Here is a 19,848-nt window from a genome sequence, read left to right as displayed (position 1 = left end):
CGATGACCACCACGCTTGTCCCGATCGAGAACATGTTCTAGTTTTGAAGGTGTGAAGACCGATCTGGGCCTGGCCGGCGCCGTGGTGCTGGTCACCGGCGGCGTCCGCGGTGTGGGCAAGGGCATCAGCGAGGTGTTCCTCGCCCACGGCGCCCACGTCGTCACCTGCGCGCGGCACGAGCCCGAGGTGCCGGCCCAGGCCGAATTCGTGCCGTGCGACGTCCGCGACGAAACGCAGGTCACCGCCCTGATCGACGGGATCGTCGAGCGCCACGGCCGCCTCGACGTGGTGGTCAACAACGCCGGCGGCGCCCCCTACGCTCCGGCCGCGGAGGCGTCGCCGCGGCTGCACGAGAAGATCGTGCAGCTCAACCTGCTCGCGCCGCTGCTCGTCGCCCAGCGGGCCAACGCCGTCATGCAGCGCCAGGACACCGGCGGCTCGATCGTGATGATCTCCAGTGTCAGCGGGACACGCGCGTCGCCGGGAACCGCGGCCTACGGCGCCGCGAAGGCCGGGCTCGACAACCTCACCGCCAGCCTCGCCGTCGAGTGGGCGCCCAAGGTGCGGGTCAACGCGCTCGACGTCGGCATGGTGCGCACCGAGCAGGCCCACCTGCACTACGGCAGCGAAGCCGCGATCGAGGCGGTCGGCAAGACGGTGCCGCTGGGCCGCCTCGCCGAGCCCGGGGAGGTCGGCGCGTGTGCCGCGTTCCTCGCCTCCGGCCTCGCTTCCTACGTCTCCGGCGCGACCCTGCGCGTGCACGGCGGCGGTGAGGTCCCGGCGTTCCTCGCCGCGGCCGACGTCAACCATCGGGAGGATTCGTGAGCGGGTTGTGCCAGGACCGCGTGGTCGTCGTGACCGGCGCCGGCCGCGGCATCGGACGGGCGCATGCGCTCGCCTTCGCGGCCGAGGGCGCGCCGGTGGTGGTGAACGACGTGGACGAGGACGCGACCGCCGATGTCGTCGCCGAGATCGAGGCGCTGGGCGGGCGGGCGGTGGCGAACACCGCCGACATCGCCGACTGGGCCGGGGCGAGCGAACTCGTCGGGACGGCGCTGGCGCACTTCGGCCGCCTGGACGTGCTGGTCAACAACGCCGGGTTCGTCCGGGACCGGATGCTGGTCAACCTCGCCGAGGACGAGTGGGACGCCGTCGTTCGCGTGCACCTCAAAGGTCACTTCGCGCCCTTGCGGCACGCCGCGGACCACTGGCGGGCGGAGGCGAAGGCCGGGCGGATGCCGAGCGCCCGGGTGATCAACACGAGTTCGGGTGCCGGGTTGCTGGGCAGCGTCGGCCAGGGCAACTATTCGGCGGCGAAGGCCGGGATCGCCGGACTGACCGTCGTGGCGGCGGCCGAGCTGGCGCGCTACGGGGTGACGGTGAACGCGATCGCGCCGGCCGCGCGGACCCGGATGACCGAGGCCGTCTTCGCGTCGATGGCGCGTCCGGACGAAGGGTTCGACACGATGGCGCCGGAGAACGTCTCGCCGCTGGTGGTCTGGCTGGGCAGTGAGGAGTCCTCGCAGGTGACCGGCCGGGTGTTCGAGGTCGAGGGCGGGAAGGTGTCGCTCGCGCAGGCGTGGCGGCACGGCCCGGTCGTGGACAAGGGCGACCGGTGGGAGCCGGCCGAACTCGGCCCGGTGGTGAAGGACCTGCTCGAGCGCGCGCCCGAGCCCGAACCCGTCTACGGAGCGAGCTGATGGGCATCCTGACCAAGCGCGACGGCCACGTCGAGGTGATCACCGTCGACTTCCCGCCGGTGAACGCGCTGCCCGTACAGGGCTGGTTCGACCTCGCCGACGCACTGAAGAAGGCCGGCGGGGACTCCGACGTCCACGTCGTCGTGCTCCGCGCGGAAGGCCGGGGCTTCAACGCCGGCGTCGACATCAAGGAGATCCAGCGCAGCACCGGGTACGACGCGCTGGTCGGCGCGAACCGCGGCTGCCACGCGGCGTTCGGCGCGGTCTACGACTGCGCGGTGCCGGTGGTCGCGGCGGTGCACGGCTTCTGCCTGGGCGGCGGCATCGGCCTGGTCGGCAACGCGGACGTCGTCATCGCCTCCGACGACGCCACGTTCGGCGTCCCCGAGGTGGAGCGCGGCGCCCTCGGCGCGGCGACCCACCTGGCACGGCTGGTGCCCCAGCACCTGATGCGCACCCTCTACTTCACCGCGCGGACGATCACCGCCGCCGAGCTGCACGCGCACGGCTCCGTCTACCAGGTCGTGCCGCGCGCCGAGCTCGACGACGCCGCGCTGGCCATCGCCCGGGACATCGCGAAGAAGGACCCGCGGGTCATCCGGGCGGCGAAGGAGGCCCTGAACGGCATCGACACCCAGCAGGTGCACCGCAGTTACCGGTTCGAGCAGGGCTTCACCTTCGAGCTCAACCTGCTCGGCGCGTCCGACGAAGCCCGCGAGGAGTTCTTGAATGGCCGATAAGCGCACGACCGCCGACGAGGTGGCGGCCGAGCTGGAGGACGGCATGACCGTCGGCATCGGCGGCTGGGGCTCCCGCCGCAAGCCGATGGCGCTGGTGCGCGCGATCCTCCGCACGTCCGTGAAGGACCTGACCGTCGTGTCCTACGGCGGCCCCGACGTCGGCCTGCTGTGCGCGGCGGGCAAGGTCTCACGGGTCGTGTTCGGGTTCGTCACGCTCGACTCGATCCCGTACGACCCGTGGTTCGGCCGCGCCCGCGAGACCGGCGCGATCAGCGTCACCGAGTACGACGAGGGCATGTTCGGCGCCGCGCTTTCCGCGGCGGCGCAACGGCTTCCGTTCCTGCCGATGCGGGCCGGGCTCGGCTCGGAGGTGATGCGCGCCAACCCGGACCTGCGCACCGTGCGCTCACCGTATGGCGACGGCGAGGAGCTGGTCGCGGTGCCGGCGCAGCACCTCGACGTCGCGCTGGTGCACCTCAACCGCGCCGACGAGCGCGGCAACGCCCAGTACCTCGGTCCGGACCCGTACTTCGACGACCTGTTCTGCCTGGCGGCTTCGAAGCGGTTCGTTTCGGTCGAAAAAGTGGTCGAGACGGCGGAGCTGACGGCCGGCGGGCCGGTGCAGTCGCTGCTGCTCAACCGGGGCGCGGTCGACGCCGTCGTCGAGGCGCCGCGCGGTGCGCACTTCACCACGGCGGTGCCGGACTACGGCCGGGACGAGAAGTTCCAGCGGCACTACGCCACGTGTGCCAAGGACCTCGACGCCTGGGGCGGCTTCGCGGACCGGTTCCTCTCCGGCGACGAGACGCGTTATCTGTCCGAAGTGGACAAGTTCGAGGCGGAGGCGGCATGAGTGCGACCCGGGCCGAGATCGCCGTGGTGGCGGTGGCCGAGCTGTTCCGCGGTGACGGCGAGATCGTCGCCAGCCCGATGGGCCTGGTCCCGCAGCTGGGCGCGAAGCTCGCGCGGCTGACGTTCGAACCGGACTTGCTCATGTCCGACGGCGAGGCGTACCTGGTCACCCCGGACGGCGAAGTCGAAGGCTGGCAGCCGTTCCGGAAGATGCTCGACACGATCGTCCCGCACGGACGGCGGCACGTCGTGATGGGCGCCAACCAGGTCGACCGTTACGGCAACCAGAACATCTCCGCGATCGGCGACCACGCCCGGCCGAAGAAGCAGCTGCTGGGGGTGCGCGGCGCGCCGGGCAACACGGTCAACCACCGCACCAGCTACTGGGTGCCGCGGCACAGCACCCGGATCTTCGTCGACACCGTGGACGTCGTTTCGGGCGTGGGCTACGACAACGCGGCGAAGGCGGGGCCGTCCGCCGAGAAGTACCACGACGTGCACCGGGTCGTCACGAACCTCGGTGTGTTCGGTTTCGACACCCCGGACCACTCGATGCGGGCGGTGTCGCTGCACCCCGGCGTCACCCGCGAGGAGGTCATCGCGGCAACTGCGTTCGAGCTCGACTTCTCGGACGTGGCCACCACCCGCGAACCCACGGACGAGGAGCTGCGGCTGATCCGCGAGGTCCTGGACCCGAAGAGCCGGCGCGACAAGGAAGTCCCCGCGTGAAGACGGCGTTGACCCGGCTCGTCGGCGTCGCGCACCCGGTGGTGCAGACCGGGATGGGCTGGGTCGCCGGCCCGCGGCTGGTGTCGGCGACCGCGGAGGCGGGCGCGCTCGGCATCCTGGCGTCGGCGACGATGACCTACCCCGAGCTGGAAGCGGCGATCGCCGAGGTCAAGAAGCGGACCGGGGAGCCGTTCGGGGTGAACCTGCGGGCCGACGCGACCGACGCCGGCGACCGGGTCGACCTGCTGATCCGCGAAAACGTGAAGGTGGCTTCGTTCGCGCTCGCGCCCCGGAAGGAGATGATCACGAAGCTGCGGGACCACGGGATCGTCGTGATCCCGTCGGTCGGCGCCGCCCGGCACGCCGAGAAGGTCGCGGGCTGGGGCGCGGACGCCGTCATCGTCCAAGGCGGCGAAGGCGGCGGGCACACCGGGGGAGTGGCGACCACACTGCTGCTGCCGTCGGTGCTGGACGCCGTCGACATCCCGGTGGTCGCCGCGGGCGGCTTCTTCGACGGGCGCGGCCTCGCGGCGGCGCTGGCCTACGGCGCGGCCGGCGTGGCGATGGGCACCCGCTTCCTGCTGAGCAAGGAGAGCACGGTCCCCGACGACGTCAAGCGCGTCTACCTCGAGCAGGGTCTCACCGGGACGGTCGTCACCCGGCGCGTCGACGGCCTGCCGCACCGGGTCCTGCGCACCGACCTGGTCGAGAAGCTCGAGCAGACCGGTCGCCTCCGGAGTCTCGCCCAGGCCGCGCGAAACGCGCTCCGCTTCCGGAATATCACCGGACTGTCGCCGGTTGCGATGGTGCGAGAAGGCTTCGCGATGAAGCACGGCAACGATCTGACCTGGAGCCAGCTGGTCATGGCGGCCAACACCCCCATGCTGTTGCGCGCCGGGCTGGTCGAAGGCCGGACGGACGCGGGAGTGCTAGCGTCGGGACAGGTGGTGGGCATGATCCACGACCTGCCCACCGTGGGCGAGATCGTCGAGGGCACGGTGGCCGAGGCGGGTGAGATCCTGCGGCGTCTCGGCCGGGAAACGGGAGGATGAGCGTGGCGCTCAAGGTCGGTTACAAGGCGTCGGCGGAGCAGTTCGGGCCGCGGGACCTGGTCGAGTACGCCGTGCGTGCCGAAGAGGTCGGCCTCGACTCGGTCTGGGTGTCCGACCACTTCCTGCCCTGGCGGCACGAAGGCGGCCACGCACCGTGGGCGCTGGCCTGGATGCCGGCGGTCGCCGAGCGCACCAAGCGGGTGCAGATCGGCACGAGCGTGCTGACCCCGACGTTCCGCTACAACCCGGCCGTGATCGCGCAGGCGTTCGCGACGATGTCGCTGCTCTCGGGCGGCCGGGTGATCCTCGGCGTGGGGTCCGGCGAGGCGCTGAACGAGATCGCCGTCTCCGGGCGCGAGTGGCCGGAGTTCAAGGAGCGCTTCGCCCGGCTGCGCGAGTCGATCAAGCTGATCCGCGAGCTGTGGACCAGCGACAACGTGAACTTCGACGGTGAGTACTACAAGCTGGTCGACGCGCGCATCTACGACCGGCCGGAGCAGCCGGTGCCGGTGTACATCGCCGCGGGCGGCCCGGTGGTGGCCAAGTACGCGGGCCGCGCGGGGGACGGGTTCATCTGCACGTCCGGCAAGGGCATGGATCTCTACACGGAGAAGCTGATGCCCGCGGTGGTCGAGGGCGCCGCGGCGGCCGAGAAGACCGTCGAGGACATCGACCGGACCATCGAGATCAAGCTCTCCTACGACCGGGACCCCGAGAAGGCGTTGGAGAACACGCGGTTCTGGGCGCCGCTGTCGCTGTCGGCGGAGCAGAAGCACAGCGTCACCTCGGCCGACGAGATGGAGCGGCTGGCCGACGAGCTGCCGATCGACCAGGTCGCCAAGCGCTGGATCGTGGCGTCCGACCCGGACGAGGCCGTGGCCCAGATCAAGCCGTACCTGGACGCGGGGCTCAACCACCTCGTGTTCCACGGCCCGGGTCACGACCAGGAGCGCTTCTTGAGTCAGTTCTCGGAGGACGTGCTGCCGAAGCTGCGCGCCTTGGGCTGATCAGAGCCGTTCGATGATGGTGACGTTGGCGGTGCCTCCGCCTTCGCACATCGTCTGCAGGCCGTAGCGCCCACCTCGTCGTTCCAGTTCGTGCAGCAGCGTGGCGAGGAGCTTCGTCCCGGTCGCCCCGATGGGGTGACCGAGGGCGATGCCGCCGCCGTTGACGTTCACCCGTGCGGGGTCCGCGCCCGTTTCGTCCAGCCACGCCAGCACCACGCTCGCGAACGCCTCGTTGACCTCGAACAGGTCGATGTCCTCGATCGTGAGCCCGGCTTTCCGGAGCGCGTGGGACGTCGCCGGGATCGGGCCGGTCAGCATCCACACCGGGTCCGCCGCGCGGACCGACAGGTGGTGGATGCGGGCGCGCGGGGTCAGGCCGTGCTCCTCGACGAACGACGCGGACGCCAGCAGGGCCGCACTCGCGCCGTCGGAGATCTGGCTGGCCACCGCCGCCGTCAGCCGTGATTCCGGTGACAGCGGCTTCAGGCCGCGCATCCGCTCCAGCGACGTGTCCCGGCGCGGCCCCTCGTCGTGCCGGAAGTCGTCGACCGGGACGATCTCCGCGTCGAACCGGCCGGAATCGATGGCGTCGAGCGCGCGCTGGTGACTTTGGAAGGCGTACTCCTCCATGGCCGCGCGGCTGATGTCCCAGTGCGCGGCGATCATGTCGGCGCTGCGGAACTGCGAAACCTCGACACTGCCGTAGCGCTCCTGCCAGCCCTTCGACCCGGAGAACGGGTCGTCGAAGCCGTACTCGCGCCCGGCGAGCATCGCCGCGCTGATCGGGATGCGGCTCATGTTCTGCACCCCGCCGGCCAGCACCAGGTCCTGCGTCCCCGACATGACCGCCTGCGCGGCGAAGTGCACGGCCTGCTGGCTCGACCCGCACTGCCGGTCGATCGTCACCCCGGGCACGTGGTCCGGCAGCCCGGCCGCCAGCCACGCGGTGCGCGCGAGGTTGCCCGACTGCGGGCCGAGGGTGTCGGTGCAGCCGAGGATGACGTCGTCCACGAGGTCCGGGTCGACGCCGGCCCGCTCGACGACCGCCTGGATGACGTGCGCGCCCAGGTCGGCGGAGTGCCACCCGGACAGCGCGCCGCCGCGGCGCCCCACGGGCGTGCGGACCGCGTCGAGGAGGAAGGCTTCGGGCACGGGGGCTCCTAGGGGTGCTGGCTGCTGACGGAGACGACTTCGCCGGTGAGGTAACTCGCGTAGTCGCTGGCGAGGAAGACCATGACGTTGGCGACCTCCCACGGCTCGGCGGCGCGGCCGAACGCTTCCCGCTTGGTCAGGTCTTCCAGCAGTTCGTCGCTGGTCACCTTGGCGAGGAAGGGATGCATGGCGAGGCTGGGCGCGACGGCGTTGACGCGGATGCCGTGTTCGGCGGCGTCGAGCGCGGAGCAGCGGGTCAACGCCATCACGCCGGCTTTCGCGGCGGCGTAGTGCGCCTGGCCGGCCTGGGCCCGCCAGCCGATCACCGACGCGTTGTTGACGATCGCCCCGCCGCCGCCCTGGGCGACGAACTGCCGCAACGCCGCACGCGTGCACCGGAACGTCCCGGTGAGCGTGATGTCCAGAACGCGGGACCACTCGTCGTCGGTCATGTCGAGCACGGACTTCGTGCCGCCCAGCCCGGCGTTGTTGACCATGACGTCGAGGCGTCCGAAGTGGTCGACCGCGCCGTCGATGAGTGCCTGGACCTGGTCCTCGGCCGTGACGTCGCAGGGGAGCGCGTGCACCTTGCCGAGCTCGGCCAGTTCGGCCGCTTTTTCGCCGAGGCGCCGCTCGTGCCAGTCGCTGATGACGACGCTCGCGCCTTCTTCGAGACACCGGCGAGCCACCGCCGAGCCGATCCCGGTGCCGGCCGCCGCGGTCACCACCACGACCTTGCCGGACAGCAGCTCGTGGCCGGGTGGGTACTGGGGGATCACGGTCGCGCCTCCCTGGGCAGGCCGAGCACCCGCTCGGCGATGATGTTGCGTTCGATTTCGTCCGAGCCGCCGTAGATGGTGTCGGCGCGGGTGAACAGGTAAAGCAGCTGCGCGTCGTCCAGCTCGGCCCCCGCGGAGACGAGTGACCGCGCCCCGCGAGCACGCACCGCCAGCTCGCCGAGCCCGCGGTGCCACTGCGCCCACAGCAGCTTGCCGACGGCGACCTCCGGTCCGGCCGCGGTTCCCAACGTCCGCAGCGCGTGTGCGCGCAGCACCCGCAGGCCGATCCGGGCGCGGGTGAGGTCGGTGCGCAGCAGCGGGTCGTCGTAGGCGCCGGTCCGCTTCGCCTCGGCGACGATGTCGTCGAGCTCGCGGCGGAAGCCGATCTGCTGGCCGAGTGTCGAGACACCGCGTTCGAAGCCGAGGGTGGCCATCGCGATCCGCCAGCCGTCGCCGGGCTCGCCGACCACCATTCCGGCCGGCGTGCGGGCGTCGTCGAAGAACACTTCGTTGAACTCGGACGTGCCGGTCAGCTGCCGGATCGGCCGCACCGTGACGCCGTCCTGGCGCAACGGCACCAGCAGGTAGGACAGGCCGTGGTGACGCGGTGACCCGGGTTCGGTCCTGGCCACGACGAAGCACCAGTCGGCCACGTGAGCCAGCGACGTCCAGATCTTCTGGCCGTTGACCACCCACTCGCCGTCACGCAGCACGGCCGACGTCGAGACGGCGGCGAGGTCGGAGCCCGCGCCGGGCTCGGAGTAACCCTGGCACCACAGCTCTTCGACGGCGACGATGCGCGGCAGGAACCGTTTCCGCTGCTCAGGGGTGCCGAACGCGATGAGCGTCGGGCCCAGCAGCTGCTCACCGATGTGGTTGACCCGCGCGGGAGCGCCTGAAGCCGCGTACTCCTCGTGGAAGGCGACCTGCTCGTCGAGGGACAGCTCACGGCCGCCGAACTCGCGAGGCCAGCCGACACACGTCCAGCCCGCCGCGGCCAGGTGCCGTTCCCAGGCCAGGCGCAGGTCGAACGCCTCGTGCTCGCGGCCCGGGCCGCCCAGGCCGCGCAGCCGCGCGAACTCGCCGGTCAGGTTGTCCGCGAGCCAGCCCGCGACCTCGCGGCGGAATCGCGTCGGTTCCACACACGCCTCCTTGCTGCCGGGCCGGTCCGGCACCTAGGCTAATGAGAACACGTTCTAGTTTGTCGGTCCAGAGGAGGGTGTGGTGGGACAGACCACGATCCCGGCCGTCGTCCGCGACGCTGCCGCGAAGTTCGGCTCCGCGGAGGCGCTGGTCGACGGTGAACTGCGGCTCGGCTTCCGCACACTTCTGGAACGTGTTCAGGTGGTCGCCCGCGCCTTCGTCGCGCGCGGTGTCGAGCCCGGCGACCGGGTCGCCATCACCCTGCCGAACACCCACCACTGGGTCCTGACGGCGCTCGGCGCGCTCTACGCGGGCGCGACGCTGATCCCGGTCAACACCCGGTTCACCGCCGCCGAGACCGTGGACCTGCTCGTCCGCGGCCGGGCCCGGGCGCTGGTCGTCGCGGCGGACTTCCTCGGCGCCGACCGCCACGCCGCGATCGTCGCGACCGGCGCACAGCTGCCCGACCTCCGCACCGTTGTCCGCGTCCCCCTGGAGCAACCGCACCGGCCGGTGCCGGGGACGCTCGGCTGGGACGAGTTCCTGGCGTTCGCCGAGCAGGTGCCGGAAGCGGAAGCCGAGGCCCGCGCGGACGCGGTGAAACCGGACGACGTCAGCGACATCCTCTTCACCTCGGGCACCAGCGGCCGCTCCAAGGGGGTGCTGTCGGCCCACCGCCAGGCGGTCGACGTCGCCGCGGCCTGGGCGGACTGCGGCCGGGTCACCGACGGCGACCGGTACCTGGTGATCAACCCGTTCTTCCACAGCTTCGGTTACAAGGCCGGGATCCTGGTCGGGCTGCTGACCGGCGCGACGATCGTCCCGCAGGCCGTGTTCGACGTCCGCAAGGCCCTCGAGGTGATCACCCGCGAACGGATCTCCGTGCTGCCCGGCGCGCCGACCGTCTTCCAGTCCCTGCTGCACGAGCCCGACCGCGGGGACCTGTCGTCGTTGCGGCTCGCCGTCACCGGGGCGGCGACGGTCCCGGCGTCCCTGGTCCGCCGGATGCGCTCGGAGCTGGGCTTCGAAATCGTCCTGACCGCTTACGGCCTCACCGAAGCCGTGGTCGTCACGATGTGCCGCCCGGGTGACGACGCGGAGCTCGTCGCCAGGACGTCCGGCCGGGCGACCGCCGGCTTCGAGGTGGCGATCCACGGTGACCCGGGCGAGATCGTGGTCCGCGGGCCCGACGTCATGCTCGGTTACCTCGACGATCCCGAAGCGACCGCAAAAGCCGTCGACGAGGACGGCTGGCTGCACACCGGCGACGTCGGCGAGCTCGACGCCGCCGGGTACCTCACCATCACCGGCCGGCTCAAGGACATGTACATCTGCGGCGGGTTCAACGTCTACCCGGCCGAGGTCGAACACGCGCTGACCGAACTGGACGGCGTGCGCGACGCCGCCGTGATCGGCGTGCCGGACGAGCGGCTCGGCGAGGTCGGCAAGGCGTTCGTCGTCGGCTCCGGGCTGACCGCGGACGACGTCATCGGGTTCTGCCGCGAGCGGCTCGCCAACTACAAGACCCCGCGGTTCGTCGAGTTCCTGGACGAGCTGCCCCGCAACGCTTCCGGCAAGGTGCTGAAGCGGCTGCTCAGTGAGGAGAAGGCATGAGCGTCGAAGCCGACGTCGTCCGCTACGAGCGGCGCGGGCCGGTCGCCGTGGTCACGATGAACCGGCCCGGCTACCGCAACGCCCAGAACTCGGCGATGACCTACGCCCTCGACGACGCCTTCGCCCGCGCGGTGAACGACGCCGAGGTCAAGGTGATCGTGCTGGCGGGTGAGGGTAAGCACTTTTCCGCCGGGCACGACATCGGCACCCCGGGCCGCGACGTCGACGTCACCTTCGACCGCCGCGCGGTGATGTGGTGGGACCACACCGACCGGGCCGGCGGGGACCAGCGGTTCGCCCGCGAGTCCGAGGTCTACCTCGGCATGTGCCGCCGCTGGCGGGAAATCCCGAAGCCGATGATCGCGAGTGTCCAGGGCGCCTGCATCGCGGGCGGGCTGATGCTGGCCTGGATCTGCGATCTCATCGTCGCCTCCGACGACGCCTTCTTCGCCGATCCCGTGGTGCGCATGGGGATTCCGGGCGTCGAGTACTTCGCGCACCCGTGGGTGCTCGGGCCGCGCGCGGCGAAGGAGGTGCTGTTCACCGGCGAGCGCTTCACCGTCCAGCAGGCCAAGGAATGGGGCATGATCAACCGGATCGTGCCGCGCGCCGAGCTCGAGCAGCACACGCTGGAGCTGGCGGAGAAGATCGCCGGGATGCCGCAGTTCGGGCTCGCGCTGGCGAAGAAGGCCGTCAACCAGGCCGAAGACCTGATGGGGCTGCGGTCCGGAATGGACTCCGTGTTCGGGCTGCACCACCTGGCGCACGCCCACAACGCGGAGACGTCGGAAGACTCCCTCGGCGGGCAGTCCGCGCGGTCCATGCGCGACGCGAACAAGGGGACCTGATGGATCTCGACATCGACGAGGCGTCGGCGGCGTTCCGGGACGAGGCGCGGGAATGGCTCGCGGCGCACGTCCCGTCCTTGCCGTCGATGGACACCGCCGAAGGGTTCGCGGCGCACCGCGAGTGGGAGGCCGAGCTCGCCGAAGCGCGCTGGTCCGTCGTGTCGTGGCCGCGCGAGTACCACGGTCGCGACGCCTCGCTGCTGCAGTGGCTGCTGTTCGAAGAGGAGTACTACGCGGCGGGCGCGCCGGGCCGGGTGAGCCAGAACGGGATCTTCATGCTCGGCCCGACCCTGTTCGCCCACGGCACCCCGGAGCAGCGCGACCGGATCCTGCCCGCGATGGCCCGGGGTGAGCAGGTGTGGGCGCAGGCGTGGTCGGAACCCGAGGCGGGCAGCGACATCGCCGCGCTGCGCAGCACGGCGGTGCGCACCGACGGCGGCTGGCTGCTTTCGGGCGCGAAGACGTGGAGCTCGCGGGCGACGTTCGCCGACCGCGCGTTCGGGCTGTTCCGGACCGAACCTGACGCGCAGCGGCACCACGGGTTGACCTACTTCATGGCCGACCTGCGCGCCGACGGGGTCACCGTGCGGCCGATCCCGCAGCTGGACGGCGAGCCCGGGTTCGCCGAGATCTTCTTCGACTCGGTGTTCGTGCCGGACGAAGACGTGATCGGCGAGCCGGGGCAGGGCTGGCGGGTCGCGATGACCACCGCCAACAACGAACGCGGGCTGTCCCTGCGCAGTCCCGGCCGGTTCCTCGCCTCGGCCGCCCGGCTCGTGGACCTCTGGCGCTCGTACGGTTCACCACCGTCCACACAGGACCGGGTGGCCGACGCCTGGATCGGCGCGCGGGCTTACCAGCTCTACACGTTCGGCACCGTCAGCCGGCTCGCCGACGGTGGTGAGCTCGGCCCGGAGTCCAGTGTGAACAAGCTGTTCTGGTCGCACCTCGACGTCACCCTGCACGAGACGGCGCTGGACGTGCTCGGCGCGGCCGCGGAAACGGACCCGGACTGGGTGGACGGCTACCTGTTCTCCCTGGCCGGCCCGATCTACGGCGGCACCGACCAGATCCAGCGCAACACGATCGCCGAACGGCTGCTGAAACTGCCGAGGGAGGCGCGCCGATGAGGTTCCAGCTGTCACCGGAGCAGCGCCAGTTCTCGGCGTCCCTGCACGACTTGCTGGGCGGCGCCGACACCGCCGCGGTCGCCCGGGCCTGGGCGGCCGGGGACCACGACCGGGGCCTGAAGCTGCTGCGGGCGCTGGCCGACCTCGGCGTCCCCGCCCTGCTGGTCGGTGAGGAGCACGGCGGGCTCGGCGGCACCGCGGTCGACCTGGTGGTCGCTTTCGAGGCGCTCGGTTACCACGCCGTGCCCGGGCCGCTCGTCGAGACGGCCGCTGTCGCGCCTGCCGTGCTGACCGGTGACCGGCTGACCGCGCTCGCCGGGGGTGAGCTGCTCGCCACGGTCGTCGCGCCGCCGTCGGTGCCGCTCGCCCTGGACGCCGACGTCGCCGGAGTGGTCCTCGACCTCAACGAGGGTGAGGTCGCCGGCGCCGGGATCACGCCGGTCCGGTCGATCGACCCGGCCCGGCGGCTGTTCCGGGTCACCGGGACCACCCGCCCCACCGCCGCCGACCCGATCGCGTTCGACCTCGGCGTGCTGGCGGTGTCGGCCCAGCTCCTCGGCGCGGGGCAATGGCTCCTCGACGCCTCGGTCGCCTATGCGAAGCAACGCAGCCAGTACGGCCGGGCCATCGGCGAGTACCAGGCGGTCAAACACCTGCTCGCCGACGTCGTGACGCAGCTCGAACTGGCCCGGCCGCTGCTGTACGGCGCGGCCGTCGCCGGTGACACCCGCACTCGCGACGTCTCGGCGGCCAAGGTGATGGCCGGGGACGCGGCGTACCTGGCCGCGCGGACGGCGCTGCAGGTGCACGGCGCCATCGGCTACACGGCCGAGCACGACCTCGGGCTGCGGCTGACCAAGGTGCGGGCGCTGGCCGGCGCCTGGGGGAACGGGTCGTTCCACCGCGCGCGTGTCCTGGCGGGCATCCGATGACGGATCCACTCGAGACGGAAGAAGCCGTCGCCCTGCGGGACGCGGTGCGCTCGTTGCTGACCCGGCGGTCGGGGCCGGAAGCGGTGCGGGCGGCGATGGAGTCGCCGCTCGGGTACGACGACAAACTCTGGTCGACGCTGTGCGAGCAGATCGGCGTCGCCGCGCTCGCAATCCCGGAGTGTTACGGCGGCGCGGGCGCCGGCCTGGCCGAGGTGTGCGTGGTGCTGGCGGAGCTCGGCCGGACGCTGACGCCCGCGCCCATGCTGGGTTCGGCGGTGCTGTGCGGGTCGGCACTGCTCGGCTCGGGCAACGAGGACGCCTGCCAGCGGCTGCTGCCGGGCATCGCCGCGGGCACCACGCTCGCCGCGCTGGCGTGGTCCGATGTGGACGGATCCGAGCTCGCCTGCACCGCTTCGGACACCGGCCTCGACGGCCGCGCGCACTACGTCCTGGACGGCGACATCGCGGACGTCCTGCTCGCGGTGGCCCGCACCCCGGACGGCGTGGGCCTGTTCGAGGTGCCCCTGGACGGTGTCCGCCGTTCGCGGGTCACGACCCTGGACCCGACCCGGCGGCTGGCCATCGTGGAGTTCTCCGGCACGCCGGCGCGTCGCCTCGACACCACCGGCTTCAACGAAGAGCGGCTGCGCGACACCGCGACGATCGCCGTCGCCGCCGAGCAGGTCGGCGCGTCAGCCCGCGCGCTCGAACTTACGGTGGAGTACACCAAACAACGCCGTCAGTTCGGCCGGCCGATCGGCGGGTTCCAGGCGCTGAAGCACCGGATGGCCGACGTGCACGTCCACGTCGAAGCGGCGCGGTCGGCGTTGTACGCGGCCCTGGTGGACGGCGACGCGGAAGCCGTCACGACCGCGAAAGTCGTGTGCAGCGAGGCGTTTTCCCACGCGGCGGCGGAGATGATCCAGCTGCACGGCGGCATCGCGATCACCTGGGAGCACGACGCCCACCTGTACTTCAAGCGCGCCCACGGAAGCGCCCTGCTGTTCGGCGATCCCGCGGGCGCGCTCGACGCTTAAGAGCGGTGGTGCACCTCCTGCAGCCCGTACACCGGCGTCGGGATCCCTTCGGCCCGTGCCTTCAGCTGCAGCGCCAGGTACAGCGAGTAGTGCCGGGACTGGTGGAGGTTGCCGCCGTGGAACCAGAGACCCTCTTGCTGCGTGGGCTTCCACATGTTCCGCTGTTCGCCTTCCCACGGGCCCGGGTCCTTCGTGGTCGCCGAGCCGAGGCCCCAGACCTTCCCGACCTTGTCGGCGACCTCCTGGCTGATCAGGTCCGCCGCCCAGCCGTTCATCGAGCCGTACCCGGTGGCGTAGACGACCAGGTCGGCCTCGAGCTCGGTGCCGTCGTCGAGGACCACGGACGTCTCGGTCAGCGAGGTCACCTGGCCGTGCGCGAGCTTGACGTCGCCGTTGGCCACCAGGTCCGCCGCGCCGACGTCGATGTAGTAACCGGAGCCGCGGCGCAGGTACTTCATGAACAGGCCGGAGTCGTCGTCACCCCAGTCGTGCCGGAAGCCGGCCGCTTCGAGACGGTCGTAGAACTCCTGGTCGCGGTCCTTGATCGCGGCGTACACCGGCTGCTGGAACGTGTGCATGATCCGGTAGGGGAGCGAGGCGAAGGTCAGGTCCGCCTTCTGCGTGGTCATCCCGGCCGCGAGCGCGCGCTCCGAGTAGAGGTCGCCCAGCCCGAGGTCCATCAGCGAATCCGACTTCACGATGTGTGTCGAGCTGCGCTGGACCATCGTGACGTCGGCGCCGGCCTCCCACAGCGCGCCGCAGATGTCGAACGCGGAGTTGTTGGACCCGATGATGACGGCCTTCTTGCCGCGGTAGGCGTCCGGCCCGGGGTGCTGTGAGCTGTGGTGCTGGTCGCCGCGGAAGCGATCTTGTCCCGGCAACGTCGGGATGTTCGGCTTGCCCGACATGCCGGTCGCGAGCACGAGCTGCTTCGGCTTGAGGACGACTTCCTCGCCGTCGCGGTCGAGGACGACCGTCCACTCCTGGGTCTCTTCGTTGTAAGAGGCGCTCTTGCAGGTCGTCGACGACCAGTAGTTCACCTCCATGACCTTCGTGTACATCTCGAGCCAGTCGGCGATCTTGTCCTTCGGCGCGAAGACCGGCCAGGTGCGCGGGAAGTCGAGGTAAGGCAGGTGGTCGTACCAGACCGGGTCGTGCAGGCACAGCGACTTGTACCGGCCGCGCCACTGGTCGCCGGGGCGGGCGTGGCGGTCGACGACGACGTGCGGCACGCCGAGCTGGCGCAGCCGGGCGCCCAGCGCGATCCCGCCCTGCCCGCCGCCGATGACGACGACGTACGGCTGGGTGGTCGTCCCCAGCTCCGCGGCCTCGGCCTGCCGCGCTTCCGCCCAGGTGACCCGGTCGGGGTTGATGCCGTGTTCGGCGCCCTTCGGCCGGGCCGTGCCGAGTGGCTCCTCGTGCCCCTTGAGCTCGTGCAACGTCGTGAGGAAGGTGAACGCGCCTTCGTCGGTGAGGCGCAGGTGCCCGCGTCCGCGGCCGGCGGCGGTCTCGAAGCCGATCCACGACTCGACCACGCCGTCACTCTCGGTGGGCTCGTCGGTGGGGTGGAAGCCGTGTGCGTCGGCGGTGTCCATCGTGGCGAGGAGGAGGTCCTTCACACCCTCGCGGTTTTCGACGGTCTTGAGGTTCCAGGTGAACGCGACGAGGTCCCGCCAGAACGACGTCGTGGCGAAGAGGGCGGCGGCCCGGTCGGCGTCCCGGGCCGCGAGCGCGGCCTCGAAGTCGGCGAGCCAGCCTTCGACGCGTTGGCGGGCACCGACGGCCTGGGCCGGTTCGAGGGTCTGGGTCATGAGCGGACCTCCCCGTCTCGGGCACCGTCTTCGTCGGCGGCGCGTTCAGCGCAGCCAACACCGCGGGCCCGGGCCGGGGTAAGGGTTGCTTCAGGGTTGCATCAGCACGACGTCGACGTCCGGCGCGATCCGGTACGGCCGCGCGAGCAGCAGCCCGCCGACGAGCTTGCGCAGCCGGGACAGCTCGGCCCGCACGGTCACCAGGTGCGTGCGGTCGCCGTAGAGCGTCTCCGACAGCTGCGCCGCCGACATCCCGGCCGGCCCGGCGGTCGCGATCAGCCGCAGCAGGTCCGCCTGGCGCCGGCCGAGCGGGTGCGTCCACCGCGCCGAGCCCTCGACGATCGCGCGCGGCGGATCGAACTCGAGCGTCAGCCGCAGGGTTTCGTGGCGGCTCGGCCGCAACAGCCAGCCGCCCGGCACCGGCTCGGGTTCGCACGCCCCGACCCCGCGGACCGCGACGGGCACACCGTGGCGAGGCGCGGCGACGCGGTCGATCCCGGAGACGCCGCTCCGGGCGGCGACCCACCCGTGGTCGTCGACAACGAGGCCGGGCCCGCCCGCGAGGACGTGCCCCGACAGCTGCCGGAGACCTTCGAGGCGGGCTTCGTGGCGTTGCCAGAGGACGGCTTCGGCGAGCCGAACCGACGTCCCGACCAGGGCGACGGTCATCGGGTGGACGGTCTCGGCCGGCCCGCTGACGTCGACGATCCCGAGCAGTTCGCCGGTCCGCGGGTCGTGCACGGGGTAGGCGGTGCAGGCCCAGGAGTGGTGGGAGCGCACGAAGTGCTCGGCCGCGAACATCTGCACGGGCGCCGCTTCGGCGAGCGCCGTGCCGATCGCGTTGCTGCCGATGGCGGGCTCGGACCAGGTGGCGCCCTCGGTGAAGCCCAGCGAGTCGGCCCGGTGCCGCACCCGGCGCGCACCCTCACGCCAGAGGACAACACCGTCGGCATCGGTGACGACCATCAGGTGGTGCGCGTCTTCGGCGACGGACGTCAGCGCGCCCCGCAGCTCGGGAAGCACCTCGTTCAGCCGGCAGCCGGTCCGCCGCCGTTCGACCTCGGCAACCCCGACGGGGTCGGGCGCGGGCGGCCGGTCCGGGTCGACACCCTGCGCGGCCACCCGACGCCACGAGCGTTCGACGAGCCGGCGCGGAGCGGATTCGGGTGGTCGCCCGGCCAGGACGGCGTCGTGGATGCCCGCGAGCAGCCGGGCGTGCCCGGCCACGTCGGTGCCGGGCCGGACCGCGCAGACGCCTTCGTCCACCGCCACCTCCTGGGCCGTCCTCCACGGTAACCCGGCGGGGCGGGGGCGAGGCAACCTCGGCGCAACGTGCGGGGCAGCCACACCGGACGACTCGCGTACCTGGCTGGACGACTCGCGTGCCGGGATGGACGACTCGCGTACCCGGGCGGACGGCTCGCGTGCTGGGATGGACGACTCGCGTACCTGGCTGGACGACTCGCGTACCTGGACGGACGGCTTGCGTACCGAGATGGACGGCTCGCGTACCCGGGCGGACGACTCGCGTACTCAGGTGGACGACTCGCGTACCTGGACAGTCGGTTCGCGTACCCGGGCGGTCGGCTCACGTGCCTGGACAGTCGGTTCGCGTACCCGGGCGGTCGGCTCACGTGCCTGGACAGTCGGTTCGCGTACCCAGGCGGTCGGTTCGCGTACCTGGACAGTCGGTTCGTGTGCTTGGAGGGGCGTGTCGGGAGGGGCGGGTGGGGAGGGTCAGCCGGTTAGGCGGGCGGGGGAGCCGGGGAGTTCGCGGTTGGCTTCGTCCAGCCCGGTCGCCACCGTCCGGCACGAACCGCAGCCCGCGATGTGGTCGGCGACCGCGCTCGCCCGGCGGGGCGACAGCGCACCCCGCACCCACGCACCCATCCGGCGCCGCGGCTCGCGGCAGACCGGCTCCTCGGCGTCGGGCACCTGGACCTGCAGGTACGCCTGCCGAAGCCCCTCACGTGCCCGCATCGCCAGCGCCGCGACGCTGTTCGGGGTCAGCCCGAGCAGGGGCGCCACCTCCGTCGGGGTGTCACCCTCGGCTTCGGTCCGCCAGAGCACCGTGCGCCACCGGCCGGGCAGCGTGCAGTACGCCGTCCACACCAGCTTCTCGTTCGACCGGTGCAGCGCCAGCTCCTCGGCCCCGCGGGCGGCCGTCTCGGGGACCGTTTCGCACAGCTCGACCCGGCTGCCCTGGCGGCCCCACCGGGACACCAGGTTCCGCATCGTCACGACGAGGTACGGCCGCAGGTCGCCCTCCGGCCCGCCGCCCGCGTGCACCACGGCCAGCACCCGGGCGAACGTCTCGGCCACCAGGTCGTCGCGCTCCGCGGGCTGGTTCGCCCACGCCCGCGCGGTCCGGCGCAGCGCGTCGGCGTGCCGGCGGAACAGGAGGCCGCTCGCGCCGAGGTCGCCGGCGCGGAGGGCGGCGAGCAGCACGGCGTCCGGCGGGACGTCGTCGTCGACGCTGCCCATCGGCACCCTCCGTGATCGAAACGCACCCAAAGTAAGAGGTACGGCAGTGTACGCGATAGCCGCCCGTCGGTACACTCCAGCCGATGACGTCGCCGAACACGCCGCGGCCGCCCGACGGCCGGGCCGCGCGGTGGGCGGGCCAGCGCGACCGCCGTCGCCGCGAGTTCGTGGAAGCCGGTCTGCGCGCCATCACCCGGCACGGGCCCGAGGTCTCCACCGAGCAGATCGCCGACGAAGCCGGCGTCGCCCGCACCCGGCTCTACCGGCACTTCGACGGCGCCGCGGACCTGCAGCACGCGATCGCGTGCCGGGTCGCGGAGCTGATCACCGCCGAGTTCGCACCGCTGTGGCAGCCGAGCGGCACCCCGATGGACCTGATCCGCACCGCGATCGGCGCGCACACCCGCTGGCTGGCCGAGCACGGCCCGCTCTACCGCTACCTGACCAAGCACGGCCTCGACGGCGCCCCCGACGTCTTCGGCGACGGAAAGACCGCCATCGCGCGGCAGCTCACCGTGGTGTTCGAGCACTACCTCGGCCTGTTCGGCATCGACACCCGCGTCTGCGAAGCCGTCGCGTTCGGACTGGTCGGCCTGGTCGAGTCGAGCACCGCACGCTGGCTGGAGAACCCCCGCGGCGTCGACCGGGCCGAGCTGGCCGCCCTGCTGGCCCGCTGGGTGTGGGGCATCGTGGACGACACGCTCCGCCGGGGCGGCCTCGAGCTGGACCCGCACGCCCGGCTCGAGGCGGCGGACCTTTCCGCATGGTCCACAATGGACTCCTAGTGCGCTTTGTCCATTTCGCACGTACGATCGCAGCAAGAGCGCAGGAACGGGGG

Annotated in this window: 19 protein-coding genes; 13 read left to right on the top strand and 6 right to left on the bottom strand. The window is 71.9% G+C overall.

Annotation, left to right across the window (positions count from 1 at the left end; translation table 11 throughout):
• Positions 1-51: 51 nt before the first annotated feature.
• From ACIA5G_RS12590 to fgd, 7 genes are read left to right on the top strand one after another with little or no spacing between them, the layout of a single operon-like run.
• A complete protein-coding gene (locus ACIA5G_RS12590; protein WP_395922818.1) occupies positions 52-825 on the top strand; it encodes an SDR family oxidoreductase in 774 nt (257 codons plus the stop codon).
• Complete coding sequence (locus tag ACIA5G_RS12585) at positions 822-1,700, top strand: SDR family oxidoreductase (protein ID WP_395922817.1); 879 nt, start codon at positions 822-824, stop codon at positions 1,698-1,700. The genes ACIA5G_RS12590 and ACIA5G_RS12585 overlap by 4 nt, the downstream gene beginning before the upstream one ends.
• Positions 1,700-2,440, top strand: coding sequence for an enoyl-CoA hydratase family protein (locus ACIA5G_RS12580; protein ID WP_395922816.1), 741 nt, complete (start codon positions 1,700-1,702; stop codon positions 2,438-2,440). The genes ACIA5G_RS12585 and ACIA5G_RS12580 overlap by 1 nt, the downstream gene beginning before the upstream one ends.
• Positions 2,430-3,293 (top strand): CoA transferase subunit A, encoded by an 864-nt coding sequence (locus ACIA5G_RS12575; RefSeq protein ID WP_395922815.1) that lies wholly within the window; start codon positions 2,430-2,432, stop codon positions 3,291-3,293. The genes ACIA5G_RS12580 and ACIA5G_RS12575 overlap by 11 nt, the downstream gene beginning before the upstream one ends.
• Positions 3,290-4,021 (top strand): CoA-transferase subunit beta, encoded by a 732-nt coding sequence (locus ACIA5G_RS12570; protein ID WP_395922814.1) that lies wholly within the window; start codon positions 3,290-3,292, stop codon positions 4,019-4,021. The genes ACIA5G_RS12575 and ACIA5G_RS12570 overlap by 4 nt, the downstream gene beginning before the upstream one ends.
• Positions 4,018-5,073, top strand: a complete 1,056-nt coding sequence (locus ACIA5G_RS12565; protein ID WP_395922813.1) for an NAD(P)H-dependent flavin oxidoreductase — start codon at positions 4,018-4,020, stop codon at positions 5,071-5,073. Before ACIA5G_RS12570 ends, ACIA5G_RS12565 begins: the two co-directional genes overlap by 4 nt.
• A gap of 2 nt (positions 5,074-5,075) precedes the next feature.
• Positions 5,076-6,080, top strand: a complete 1,005-nt coding sequence (fgd, locus tag ACIA5G_RS12560; protein WP_395922812.1) for a glucose-6-phosphate dehydrogenase (coenzyme-F420) — start codon at positions 5,076-5,078, stop codon at positions 6,078-6,080.
• Here the strand turns inward: fgd and ACIA5G_RS12555 are convergent, their stop codons facing one another.
• The 3 genes from ACIA5G_RS12555 to ACIA5G_RS12545 are packed head-to-tail and all read right to left on the bottom strand — an operon-like array spanning position 6,081 to position 9,153.
• Entirely contained in the window at positions 6,081-7,232 is a 1,152-nt protein-coding gene (locus ACIA5G_RS12555) for an acetyl-CoA C-acetyltransferase (RefSeq protein ID WP_395922811.1), read from the bottom strand.
• 8 nt (positions 7,233-7,240) lie between these two features.
• Positions 7,241-8,011 (bottom strand): SDR family oxidoreductase, encoded by a 771-nt coding sequence (locus ACIA5G_RS12550; RefSeq protein ID WP_395922810.1) that lies wholly within the window; start codon positions 8,009-8,011, stop codon positions 7,241-7,243.
• The gene (locus ACIA5G_RS12545) at positions 8,008-9,153 is read right to left on the bottom strand and encodes an acyl-CoA dehydrogenase family protein (protein ID WP_395922809.1); all 1,146 of its coding nucleotides are present in this window, start codon (positions 9,151-9,153) and stop codon (positions 8,008-8,010) included. The genes ACIA5G_RS12550 and ACIA5G_RS12545 overlap by 4 nt, the downstream gene beginning before the upstream one ends.
• An 82-nt stretch (positions 9,154-9,235) precedes the next feature.
• Between ACIA5G_RS12545 and ACIA5G_RS12540 the strand changes: the two genes are divergently transcribed.
• From ACIA5G_RS12540 to ACIA5G_RS12520, 5 genes are read left to right on the top strand one after another with little or no spacing between them, the layout of a single operon-like run.
• Positions 9,236-10,768: a FadD3 family acyl-CoA ligase gene (locus tag ACIA5G_RS12540; protein ID WP_395922808.1), complete on the top strand. Its 1,533-nt coding sequence runs from the start codon at positions 9,236-9,238 to the stop codon at positions 10,766-10,768.
• Entirely contained in the window at positions 10,765-11,616 is an 852-nt protein-coding gene (locus ACIA5G_RS12535; RefSeq protein ID WP_395922807.1) for an enoyl-CoA hydratase, read from the top strand. The genes ACIA5G_RS12540 and ACIA5G_RS12535 overlap by 4 nt, the downstream gene beginning before the upstream one ends.
• Entirely contained in the window at positions 11,616-12,746 is a 1,131-nt protein-coding gene (locus ACIA5G_RS12530; RefSeq protein ID WP_395922806.1) for an acyl-CoA dehydrogenase family protein, read from the top strand. Before ACIA5G_RS12535 ends, ACIA5G_RS12530 begins: the two co-directional genes overlap by 1 nt.
• Positions 12,743-13,678, top strand: coding sequence for an acyl-CoA dehydrogenase family protein (locus tag ACIA5G_RS12525; RefSeq protein ID WP_395922805.1), 936 nt, complete (start codon positions 12,743-12,745; stop codon positions 13,676-13,678). The genes ACIA5G_RS12530 and ACIA5G_RS12525 overlap by 4 nt, the downstream gene beginning before the upstream one ends.
• Positions 13,675-14,715, top strand: coding sequence for an acyl-CoA dehydrogenase family protein (locus ACIA5G_RS12520; protein WP_395922804.1), 1,041 nt, complete (start codon positions 13,675-13,677; stop codon positions 14,713-14,715). The genes ACIA5G_RS12525 and ACIA5G_RS12520 overlap by 4 nt, the downstream gene beginning before the upstream one ends.
• On the opposite strand, the gene ACIA5G_RS12515 is transcribed toward ACIA5G_RS12520, so the two are convergent.
• From ACIA5G_RS12515 to ACIA5G_RS12505, 3 genes are all read right to left on the bottom strand, one after another.
• Positions 14,712-16,526 (bottom strand): flavin-containing monooxygenase, encoded by a 1,815-nt coding sequence (locus ACIA5G_RS12515; protein ID WP_395922802.1) that lies wholly within the window; start codon positions 16,524-16,526, stop codon positions 14,712-14,714. The two genes, ACIA5G_RS12520 and ACIA5G_RS12515, sit on opposite strands and share 4 nt — an antisense overlap.
• A gap of 90 nt (positions 16,527-16,616) precedes the next feature.
• Positions 16,617-17,792, bottom strand: a complete 1,176-nt coding sequence (locus ACIA5G_RS12510) for a GAF domain-containing protein (protein ID WP_395922801.1) — start codon at positions 17,790-17,792, stop codon at positions 16,617-16,619.
• Between the two features lie 471 nt (positions 17,793-18,263).
• Positions 18,264-19,010, bottom strand: coding sequence for a sigma-70 family RNA polymerase sigma factor (locus ACIA5G_RS12505; protein WP_395922800.1), 747 nt, complete (start codon positions 19,008-19,010; stop codon positions 18,264-18,266).
• 83 nt (positions 19,011-19,093) lie between these two features.
• Here ACIA5G_RS12505 and ACIA5G_RS12500 point away from each other — a divergent pair, with 83 nt between their 5' ends.
• Positions 19,094-19,795 (top strand): TetR/AcrR family transcriptional regulator, encoded by a 702-nt coding sequence (locus tag ACIA5G_RS12500; protein ID WP_395922798.1) that lies wholly within the window; start codon positions 19,094-19,096, stop codon positions 19,793-19,795.
• Positions 19,796-19,848: the final 53 nt, after the last annotated feature.

The organism is Amycolatopsis sp. NPDC051758 (assembly GCF_044453095.1).
Lineage (GTDB): Bacteria > Actinomycetota > Actinomycetes > Mycobacteriales > Pseudonocardiaceae > Amycolatopsis.
Note: the sequence above shows the minus strand (reverse complement) of the source record. Positions and strands in the feature narration are given on the sequence as shown.